The organism is Elusimicrobiota bacterium, from assembly GCA_016706425.1.
Taxonomy (GTDB): domain Bacteria; phylum Elusimicrobiota; class Elusimicrobia; order FEN-1173; family FEN-1173; genus JADJJR01.
The window spans coordinates 1,333,631-1,343,852 of the sequence record JADJJR010000001.1 but is presented as its reverse complement, the minus strand read 5'-3'; the positions used below and the strand labels follow the sequence as shown (position 1 = coordinate 1,343,852).

Annotated in this window: 12 protein-coding genes; all 12 read right to left on the bottom strand. The window is 64.0% G+C overall.

Annotation, left to right across the window (positions count from 1 at the left end; genetic code table 11):
• Positions 1-17 precede the first annotated feature (17 nt).
• Positions 18-1,733, bottom strand: a complete 1,716-nt coding sequence (locus IPI56_05385) for a proline--tRNA ligase (protein ID MBK7545168.1) — start codon at positions 1,731-1,733, stop codon at positions 18-20.
• Positions 1,733-2,839 carry an RIP metalloprotease gene (locus IPI56_05380; protein ID MBK7545167.1) on the bottom strand — a complete coding sequence of 369 codons (1,107 nt, stop codon included), beginning with the start codon at positions 2,837-2,839 and terminating at the stop codon, positions 1,733-1,735. Before IPI56_05380 ends, IPI56_05385 begins: the two co-directional genes overlap by 1 nt.
• Complete coding sequence (locus tag IPI56_05375; protein ID MBK7545166.1) at positions 2,836-4,029, bottom strand: 1-deoxy-D-xylulose-5-phosphate reductoisomerase; 1,194 nt, start codon at positions 4,027-4,029, stop codon at positions 2,836-2,838. Before IPI56_05375 ends, IPI56_05380 begins: the two co-directional genes overlap by 4 nt.
• Positions 4,026-4,877, bottom strand: a complete 852-nt coding sequence (locus IPI56_05370; protein MBK7545165.1) for a phosphatidate cytidylyltransferase — start codon at positions 4,875-4,877, stop codon at positions 4,026-4,028. Before IPI56_05370 ends, IPI56_05375 begins: the two co-directional genes overlap by 4 nt.
• A complete protein-coding gene (locus IPI56_05365) occupies positions 4,877-5,629 on the bottom strand; it encodes an isoprenyl transferase (GenBank protein ID MBK7545164.1) in 753 nt (250 codons plus the stop codon). The genes IPI56_05370 and IPI56_05365 overlap by 1 nt, the downstream gene beginning before the upstream one ends.
• A gap of 14 nt (positions 5,630-5,643) precedes the next feature.
• Positions 5,644-6,219, bottom strand: a complete 576-nt coding sequence (gene frr / locus IPI56_05360; protein ID MBK7545163.1) for a ribosome recycling factor — start codon at positions 6,217-6,219, stop codon at positions 5,644-5,646.
• 9 nt (positions 6,220-6,228) lie between these two features.
• Positions 6,229-6,948, bottom strand: coding sequence for a UMP kinase (locus tag IPI56_05355; protein MBK7545162.1), 720 nt, complete (start codon positions 6,946-6,948; stop codon positions 6,229-6,231).
• A 3-nt stretch (positions 6,949-6,951) separates the two neighbouring features.
• Complete coding sequence (gene tsf / locus IPI56_05350; GenBank protein MBK7545161.1) at positions 6,952-7,845, bottom strand: translation elongation factor Ts; 894 nt, start codon at positions 7,843-7,845, stop codon at positions 6,952-6,954.
• An 11-nt stretch (positions 7,846-7,856) separates the two neighbouring features.
• Positions 7,857-8,648: a 30S ribosomal protein S2 gene (gene rpsB, locus IPI56_05345; protein ID MBK7545160.1), complete on the bottom strand. Its 792-nt coding sequence runs from the start codon at positions 8,646-8,648 to the stop codon at positions 7,857-7,859.
• A 262-nt stretch (positions 8,649-8,910) separates the two neighbouring features.
• Positions 8,911-9,234, bottom strand: coding sequence for a 4Fe-4S binding protein (locus IPI56_05340; protein ID MBK7545159.1), 324 nt, complete (start codon positions 9,232-9,234; stop codon positions 8,911-8,913).
• Positions 9,235-9,297: 63 nt separating this feature from the next.
• Positions 9,298-10,017 carry a twin-arginine translocase subunit TatC gene (gene tatC / locus IPI56_05335; GenBank protein ID MBK7545158.1) on the bottom strand — a complete coding sequence of 240 codons (720 nt, stop codon included), beginning with the start codon at positions 10,015-10,017 and terminating at the stop codon, positions 9,298-9,300.
• 16 nt (positions 10,018-10,033) lie between these two features.
• A complete protein-coding gene (locus tag IPI56_05330) occupies positions 10,034-10,213 on the bottom strand; it encodes a twin-arginine translocase TatA/TatE family subunit (GenBank protein MBK7545157.1) in 180 nt (59 codons plus the stop codon).
• Positions 10,214-10,222 lie beyond the last annotated feature (9 nt).

The following is a 10,222-nucleotide window of genomic DNA, read 5'->3' as shown; positions in this document are numbered from 1 at the left end:
CGTGATGTCGTTGTGACTCAGCGGCCCGTCGCACCGCCTTTTCGCATCTCCCGCAACCGCGCCACGGCTTGGTCGATCGGCACATCCTCGGCGGAAGCCGCCCCGCGCCGCTTGATCTCGACCATCCCGAGGGCCAGTTTTTTCTCCCCCACCGTCACCCGGAAGGGAAGCCCCAGGAGGTCCGCGTCTTTAAATTTGACCCCGGCCCGTTGGTCCCGGTCGTCCAGAAGGACGTCCCACCCCTCGGCCTCCAAGGCTTTTTCGATCGCTTCGGCCACCGCCATCACCCGGGGTTCCTGTGTGTTGAGCGGCAGGACCGCCGCGTCGTAGGGCGCCAGGGCCTCCGGCCAAACGATGCCGTTTTCGTCGTTCGACTGCTCGATGGCCGCGGCCACGACCCGGCTCACGCCGATGCCGTAACAACCCATGATGAACGGCGTCTTGGCCCCTTTTTCCGTTAAAAACCCGGCGTCCATGGCCTGAGAGTATTTGGTCCCCAGTTTGAACGTGTGGCCGACCTCGATGCCCTTATGGAAGCTTAACGGGTGATTGCATTTTGGGCAAGGGTCATTTTCCCGGACGTTTCGGATGTCCGCCACCCGACCCGGGGTGAAATCCCGGCCCGGGTTAACGTTTTTTAGGTGCGTGTCGGTTTTGTTGGCGCCGGTCACGGCGTTCACCAGCCCCATCACGCTCGGATCAGCGACCGTGGTCGCCACCAGGCCCACCGGCCCCGCGAAACCCGGCGCGCAGCCGGCGGTTTGACGGTAAACGTCCTCCCCCGCCTTGAACATCAATTTGGCCCCGAGGGCGCGCTGGAGCTTGGGCTCGTTCAAATCAAGATCCCCCCGCACCAGGGCCACCACCGGTTTCCCGTCGGCCACGTAAAACACCGTTTTGATGAAACGGTCCGCGGGGACTTTGAGGAAAGCCGACAGGTCGGCCACGGCGCCCAGGGCGGGAGTGGCGACTTCTTCGATCGGGGCGGGCGTTTCCCCCGACGCCGGGGCCGGGGGCCGGGCTTCCGCCCGTTCGATGTTCGCCGCGTACCCGCAGGCCTCGCAGGAAGCGATGGTTTCCTCGCCGGTGGCGGCCAAGACCATAAACTCGTGGGAGAAATTGCCGCCGATGGCGCCGGTGTCGGCTTCCACGGGTCGGAATTTCAACCCGCAACGGGTGAAAACGCGTTTGTAGGCCTCGAACACGTCTTTGTAAACCGCTTCGGCGCTGGTTTCGTCGGCGTGAAACGAGTAGGCGTCCTTCATGTAAAACTCGCGGGCGCGCATGACCCCGAACCGGGGGCGAATTTCATCCCGGAATTTGGTGCCGAATTGATACAACAACAACGGCAACTCCCGGTAGGAGCGGATTTCCCGCCGCACCAGATCGGTGATCACCTCTTCGGCCGTCGGGGCGAGGCAGAATTCGGTGTCCTTGCGGTCCTTGAATCGCAGCATTTCCCTGCCGTACACCTGCCACCGGCCGGATTCGGACCACAGATCCTTGGGCTGGACCACGGGCAACCAGACCTCCTGCCCCCCCGCGCGGTTCATTTCCTCGCGCACGATGCGCTCCACCTTCCGCAGGGCGCGCAACCCCACGGGCAGCCATTCGAAGAGGCCCGCGGCCACTTTGCGGATCATGCCCGACCGCAACATGAGCCGCGCGGAGGCCGTGTCCGCGTCCGCGGGCAACTCCTTCAGGGTCGGCAACAGCGTTCGGGATTGGCGCATTATTTCGCCTCCCCCGTCGCGACGGGGGTCGGTTCGCTCCGGGCGGAGCGCAGGCGCTGAATGTCGGAATAGGTGGCGAACACCAGAATACCGAGGAGGACGGACAGACCGACCATGTTGGCCGCGACCACCACCCGCCGGCCGGCGGGCCGGCGGAAAATCCCCTCGTAGAGAAAAAACATCAGATGGCCGCCGTCGAGCATGGGAATCGGGAAGAGGTTGAAGAGGCCGATCCCCAGGGAAATCATCGCGATCAGGAAGATGTAGTCTTGAAGACCGCTGCGCGCCGATTTGGAGATCACGCTCGCGATGCCCACGGGGCCCGAGAGTTCGGGTTTTTCCCGTCGCAACAATCGCTCCTTCAAGTAGTCCAGGGTGTGCAGGCTCCAATAGACCGTCTGCTGACCTCCCAACCGGAGGGATTCGACCGCCCCCACCGGGTCGAAAACCGTCGTGGGAGTGACGCCGATCATCCCGCGGCCCGACACGGGATCGCGCCGCGGGATGACCGCGATGGTCAGGGTCTGGCGCGCGTCGCCGGCGGAGCGGTCAACGGTCAAAGCGAGGGATTTTCCCGGGCTCGCGTGGATTTTTTCCGCCAGGCTCGCCCAGGTGGACACCCCGGCGCCGTCGACGGCGACAACGCGGTCCCCCGGTTCGAGGCCCGCCGTCCGCGCGGGAAAACCGTCCGCCAATTCCCCGATCATAGGGTCGGTGGACAACCGCGGGTTGCCGTAGGCGAAGAAAACCAGGGCGAACAGGCCGAACGCCAGGACGTAGTTCATGGCCGGCCCCGCCAAAACGATGGGGACGCGTTTGTACCAGGGCTTGGCGAAAAATTCGCGGGGGTCCCGGTCCGCCTTGGGTTCGGCGCCGGGCTCCATTTCGCCGGCCATGCGCACTTCACCGCCGAGCGGGATCCAGGCCACGCAATAACGGGTTTCCCCCCACTGAAAGCCGAACATTTCCGGGCCGAGGCCGAAGGCAAACCGGTCGACCTTGACGCCGGTTTTTTTCGCCACGATGAAGTGGCCGAATTCGTGAACGAAAATCACCAATCCGAAGGCGAACACCACCCCCAACGCACCGATCATAAATGAAATCATGGTTTCTCCTTTTCCATCATCCGGCGGGCGGCGTCCCGTCCCCAGGCGTCGGCCGCGAGGATCGACGCCAAGGTCCGTCCGTCTTGGACCGGGGTTTTGTCCCAGGCCCGAAGCGTCCGATCGATCACCCGGGGAATGGCCGTGAAGCGCACACGCCCCTCCAGAAAAGCCTTGACCGCGGTTTCGTTGGCGGCGTTAAAAACCGCCGGTCGCAATCCGCCCCGCCGGCCCGATTCCAAAGCCAACGTCAGGCACGGGAACCGGCGAAATTCGGGTTCCGCGAAATCCAAGCGCCGGATTTCCTCCAAAGCCAGCGGCCGCACCGGGGTGGGCCGACGCTCCGGGAAGGTCAGGGCGTATTGAATCGGCAACCGCATGTCGGGATGCGACAGTTGCGCCAACAAAGACCCATCGTCAAATTCCACCAGCGAGTGCACGATGGATTGCGGGTGGATCACGATGTGGATCCGGTCCAGGGGCACGCCGAACAAATGATGCGCCTCGATGGCTTCCAACCCTTTGTTGGTCAAGGTGGCCGAGTCCACCGTGATTTTTTTTCCCATTTTCCAGGTCGGGTGGGCCAGGGCCTCATCCACCGTCACGTTGCGGAGGGATCCGTTTCGACGATAAAACGCCCCGCCCGACGCCGTCAGAATCAACCGGCGAACGCCCGCGCTGGGGCCCGTACGTCCGCCCAGACATTGAAACATCGCCGAATGTTCGCTGTCCACGGGCAGGATCCGCGCGCCCGCGCGGCGGGCGGTGGCCATCAAAAGGTCCCCCGCCACGATGAGCGCTTCCTTGTTGGCCAGGGCCACATCGGTTCCACTCCGCAGGGCGGCCAACAGGGGGGTCAACCCCACCGCGCCCACAACAGCCGACAAGACCAGGTCGGTCCCGGGGCGGGCGGCCAGGGCTTCAAGCCCTTCGACGCCGGACCTCACCCGCAAAGAGATTTTCCGGGCCCGCGCCCAGTCCGCAAAATGAGCCGCCGACGCGGCGTGGCCCAGGACCACCTCTTCGGGCCGGAACGCGCGGACCTGATCCTTCAGTCGATCGACGTTGCCGTGGGCCGACAGCCCGCGCACCCGGAAGGCCCCCGGGGTCGCGCGGTTCAAACGTTGAACCACATCCAGCGCGTTGACGCCGATGGAGCCGGTGGACCCCAAAATGGTCAATCGTTTGGTCATGCCCCTTTGCCCAGGGAGATCATGTAGTAGTAAAAAAACGGTGCGGTGAAAAGGAACGAATCAAACCGATCCAAAACCCCGCCGTGGCCGGGCAGCAGGGCCGAAGAATCCTTGACCCCGAGACACCGCTTGAGAAGGGACTCCGCCAAATCCGACACCTGGGCCAAGACCCCCAGGACCACGGCCAAGAGGATCACTTCCCCCCGGCCGAACAAGGGCCGCAACCAGGCTTCCCGCAAAAAGAGCGAAACCGCCACGGCGGCCACCAGCCCGCCCGCCGCGCCCTCCCAGGATTTTTTAGGGCTCACCGCCGGCGCCAGCCGGTGGCGGCCGAAGGCCATGCCAACGGCCCAGGCCGCCGTGTCCTGGGCCCAGATAAGAGCCACGAGCAGCACCGCGGCGTCCCGCCCCACATGAAAGAATTCGGCTGAATCGCCCCGCAGTTCGCGCAACAGCGTCAAAAAACCGAGAGGCAGCGCCACAAAGAGAAGCCCCGCCGCCGACATGGCGAGCCGAAGGACGGAGACGCCCTTGTCGCGGCGCGCCAATTCCCGCGCCATCCACAGAAAAGTCACGGCCATCGTGGCGAAGGCCGGGGCCTGGGCGCGCCAGGGCGCCTCCGGACGCACGCCGGGGAACGTCAAGGCGGTCACCACGACGAGCCCCCCCAGGATGCCCCACACCCCCTGCGTGGCGTGCCCCCCGAGCTCCCCCATGCGGTGGAACTCCCAAAGCGCCAAGGCCGCCAGGAACCAGACGAAGGCGGCGAAGGGCAGTTGGCCCAAAAACAGGAGCCACAGGAACAAAGGAGCCAACACCACCGCCGTCAAAACGCGCGGCAGCACCATCACTGAACCCCGCCGAATCGGCGCTCGCGCTTTTGGTAATCCAACAACGCTTCGTAAAATTCGCCCTCCCGAAAATCGGGCCACAACACGGGCGTCACGTACAGCTCGGTGTAGGCCGACTGCCACAACAGGAAATTGGACAAACGGTACTCCCCGGACGTGCGGATCATCAAATCCGGATCGGGCAACCCGGCCGTGTAAAGACGTCGGGCCAGGCTTTCCTCGGTGATGGCCTCCCCCGCGGCCGTGACCCGTTGGGCGGCGTCGACGATTTCCTGCCGGCCGCCGTAATTGAGGGCCAACGTTAACACCAAACCCGTGTTGTCCTCCAGGACGGCGACGGCCTTTTTGAGGCCCGCCCGAACGGCGGCGGGCAATCCGTCCAGCCGCCCGATGGCGCGCAACCGCACGTTGTTCTCATCGAGGCGGCGGATTTCCCGCCGCAACGTGCCGACCAACAGGGCCATCAACCCGTTGACCTCCCCCGCCGAGCGGGACCAATTTTCAGTCGAAAACGCGTACAGCGTGAGGACCTTCACGCCCGCGTCGCCAGCGGCCCGCACCACCGCCCGCACGCTCTCCGCCCCCGCCCGATGGCCCCAAAGACGCGGTTTCCCGCGCCGCTGAGCCCACCGCCCGTTGCCGTCCATGATGACGGCGACGTGCGCGGGCACGCGGGCGGGGTCCAAAACGGGAACGTCCACCCGGCGTTGTGACACCACGGGCGGACGTCGATTCAAAAGGGAGGGCATGGCGACGGGGACGGTCAGACGGTGAGGATGTCTTTCTCTTTGGCGGCGAGGGCTTCGTCCACCTGTTTGATGTGGGCGTCGGTGAGGCCTTGCAGGGCGCCTTCGGCGGTTTTCCGTTGGTCCTCCGAAAGAACCTTGTCTTTTTCCCCTTTCTTGAGGCCTTCCATGGCGACCCGGCGGTCGTTGCGGACGGCAACGCGGAAATCCTCGGCGATTTTCCGAACCGTCTTGACCATGTCCTTGCGGCGTTCCTCGGTCAACGTGGGCACGACAAGCCGGATCATTTTCCCGTCGTTGTTGGGGGTCAATCCCAGATCGGAGATGCGCAGGGCCTTTTCAATGGCCGCGAGGGACCCGATGTCCCAGGGTTTGACTTCGATGGTGCGCCCATCGGGGACGCTCACGGCGGCCACCTGTTTCATGGGGACGTGGGACCCGTAATATTCGACTTTGATGTGGTCGAGCAAATTGCCCGTCGCCCGCCCCGTGCGCAGCCCCGCGAATTCCTGGCGGAGCTTCTCGATGGATTTCTTCATGGCGGCTTCGGCCGTCGCGAAAAGCGGTTGGACCGGGGCGGGGATGTTGGACATGGGTGTCTCCTAGGGGGTCACCAGCGTGCCGACGGCTTCGCCCGCGATGGCACGGCGGATGGAACCGACGTCCCGCAGGTTGAAAACGCGGATGGGGATTTTGTTCTCCAGGCACAACGCGAGGGCCGCGGCGTCCATCACGCCCAATCGGTCCCGCAGGGCCTGGTTCAAAGAAAGGGTTTTGTAACGTTTGGCCTTGGGGTGGGTATGCGGGTCGGCGTCGTAAACACCATCCACCTGGGTGGCCTTGAGGACGATGTCGGCCTCGATTTCCGAGGCGCGCAACGCGGCGGCGGTGTCGGTGGAAAAGAAGGGATTGCCGGTCCCGGCGGCGAAGATCACCAGCCGGCCTTTTTCGAGATGGCGAATGGCCCGCCGACGGATGTAGGGCTCGGCCACCTTGGCGACTTCCATGGCCGACATCACCCGGGTCGGCACGCCGAGTTTTTCCAGGGCGTCCTGCAGGGCCAGGGCGTTGACAAGGGTCGCCAGCATGCCCATTTGGTCCGAGATGACGCGGTCCAATTCCCGGCCCCGACCGCGGCCGCCGCGCCAGATGTTGCCCCCCCCGACGACCACCGCGACCTGGTGCCGGGCCTTCTGGGCCGACTTCAGGCTTTGGGCAATCGAGAAAAGGGCGTCGACGTCGATCCCGTTGGCGGAGCGCCCGAGGAGCGCCTCGCCCGAGAGTTTCAGCACCACCCGCCGCACGGCTTTGGGCGCTGACACGGGTTAATCCTCCTCGCCGACCTTCAACCGAACGAAACGGCGGGGGACCAAAGTGAACCCCAGCTTTTTGGAGACAGACTCCACCACCTGCCCAACGAGGGGCGGTTTCGCGCTGCCCTCAACGGGCTTCACGAACACCTGCTCCATGAGGCAGAATTGCTGGTAAAACTGTTGCGTTTTCCCTTGGGCGATCTTGTCCCAAATTTTTTCGGGCTTGTTTTCCCGTTTGGCTTGTTCGACCGCGATTTTCTTTTCGTTCTCCAAGGTGTCCAAGGGCACGTCTTCTTTGCGCACCCAGCGCGGCGTGGCGGCGGCCACTTGCATCGCCAGGTCGCGCGCGAGGGCTTTGGCCTCTTCGGTGGCGAGGGCGGCGGCGCCGTCGCCGGCGACCCCGAGCTCCAACAGCACGCCGACTTTCCCGAAATGACCGGAGGGATGGATGTAAACGGCGAAAATGCCCGGGGACTGACGGTCGAACCGCGCGAAGCGACCGGCCCGCAACTGGACGTTTTCCCCCAGCTTGGCGGCGAGGTCGCGAACGCGGGCCGCCGGGGCGTCATCGGGCGAACGCCAGGCGGGGGCCGCCTTCGCGGCCTCCTGCGAAAGTTCGCTCAACAGTTTTTGGAAGTCGTCGGTCCGCGCCACGAAATCCGTTTCGCAGTTCAATTCCATCAACACCGCGGTCTTCCCGGTCGGATCGATGTAAGAGGAGACCAGGCCGTCCGCGGCCACACGACCGACGCGCTTCGCGGCCGAAGCCGCGCCCTGCTCGCGCAGAATCTGGATCGCCTTGTCCACGTCGCCCGCGGTCTGGGTCAACGCGCGTTTGCAATCCATCAGTCCCGCCCCGGTCGTCGCCCGGAGCTTCGCCACCATCTCGCTGGAAATGTCCGCCATGGAAAAGCCTCCTACTGGGCCGGCGCTTCGGCCGGTTCGGCCGGCGCGGGCGCGGCGTCGGTCAGGGGAATTTCCTGCTCGACCGCTTCTTCGGAAACACCGGCGGGATTTTTGCCCTTCGCCGACTCCACCCCTTCGATGACGCTGTCGGCCACCAGTTTGCAAAACAACCGGACGCTGCGAATGGCGTCGTCGTTGCCCGGCATGGGGTAGTCGATGAGATCCGGGTCGCAGTTGGTGTCGCAAATGGAAACGACGGGAATTTCCATGCGGCGGGACTCCGTCACGGCGGTGATTTCCTGGACCGGATCAACGATGAACACCGCGTCCGGCAACCGCTCCATGTCCTTGATGCCGTCGAGGGATTTCCCGAGCCGTTTGATTTCTTTTTCGCGCAGCATGGCCTCTTTCTTGCTCAAGGAGCTCAACACGCCGCTGGCGCGCATCCGTTCCTGCTCTTGAAGCCGCTTCGCCGACCGGCGGACGGTTTCGAAGTTGGTGAGGGTTCCACCCAACCAACGGTCGCGGATGTAGGGCATGCCGCAGCGCGCCGCTTCCTGCGCGATGGCTTCGCGGGCCTGTTTTTTTGTTCCGACGAAGAGCAAGACTTTCCCGGACGCGGCCAAATCACGGACGTAGGTCAGGGCCTTCTTCAACTCCTTGACGGTCTTTTGCAAATCGATGATGTGGATGTTGTTGCGGGCCCCGAAGATGTATTTCGCCATCTTGGGGTTCCAACGCCGGGTTTGATGTCCGAAGTGGACCCCGGCTTCGAGCAGCGCCTTCATGGATACGGTTGCCATTGTTCCTCCTGAACTTTTGTGTCCGCAAAAAGCAAAGCGGCCGCCCGAAGGCAGCCGCTCTGGGGGACAAAACCTGAAGCGCCCTTGCGGGCGATTGTGAGCGGTTTTTCCCGCCGAACTTCAGCGGCCTCCACCCTCTTCGCCTCGCCGACGGCCCGTTGCCGGGACCCCGTCGACCATCCGAGGGTGTGTGAAAGGGCCCGCGAGGGCCCTTTTGCGCAACGCGGGGGATTTTACTTCATTTCCCCCTCGAAATCAACGGTTATTTCGGGGTGATCTTGATGGCCACCACGGGGCAGACGCTCTCGCAGGCCATGCAGAAAATGCAGGCGTCTTCCTTCGCCGGGGCGGCCTTCTTGGCCGAGGCGGGATGGCCCGGCGTGTCGACCCAGGCGAACACGTTCTCGGGGCAGGCGTCGAGACAGGCCCCGTCGGCGACGCACAGGTCGAAATCAACGGCGACCCAGGTGCCGTGAATGCCTTGCTTCGTCGGAGGCTCGAAGGGGCCCCAAACCTGGTAGCCGTATTTTTCATCTTTCTTGACGACGGTGCGGTTCTTCTGGAAATCGGGATCAATGGCGGACATGTTGAAACTCCCTTCGAATGGATTTAATGAGAAAGCCGACTCTACAACAACGCCCCGCCGGTGTCAAGGTTCCAAAAACCGCGCGAGCGTGACGGAAACCTCGAACAAAACGTAGGTGGGGACGGCCAGGAGCAATTGAGAAAACACGTCGGGTCCGGGCGTCAACACCGCCGCCACGACGAGGATCCCCAAGACCGCGTGCCGGCGGTAGCGCGCCAAGGTCGCCGCGCGCACCCACCCCCACCGCGCCAGCGCCCCCACAACGACCGGCAATTGAAACAACAGGCCCAATCCCAGGGAAGTCCACAAGGCGAACGACACGCAGGCGTGAACGGACAACGTGGGACGCAGGTCCGCCGAGGCGAAGCCCAGCAGGAAGCGCAGGCCGGTGGGAACGATCAAGAACCATCCGAAAGAGGCCCCGAGGAGCAGGAGCAAATAGGAAAACGGCAGCGCGCCCAACAGAACCCGTCGCTCGCTCACCGTGAGGGCCACCCCGACGAAGCGCCAGGCGTGGTAAATAAAAATCGGCGCGCCCAGGGCCAGGGCGAGCACCGCTGAAAGTTTCAGACGCGCCGCGAAGGCTTCCGTCGGCCCGAGAAACACGAGCGGGCCGGTCACGCGGGAAATTTGATGGATCAAGCGCTCGCTCAGGGTCCAACCGGGGATCGCCAGCAGGGCGAACGCGGCGATCGACAGCCACAGACGCCGCCGCAGTTCGAGCAGGTGATCCCCTAAAGGCCGTGCCCGGTCGTTGGGGGTGTCGCTCGGAAGGCGATTCACTGGGAAAACGCGGTCGCTACTGAGGGGTGTGGGGGTCGGATTTCCGGGCGTCGTCGTCGCCTTCCTTCAAACCCTTTTTGAAGGCGCCGATGGCTTTGCCCAGACTTTTGCCCAGTTCGGGCAGTTTGTTCGGACCAAAAAACAAAACGGCGATCAACAACACCAAAAGCAATTCCTGCCAACCCATGCCGAACATAGAACCTCC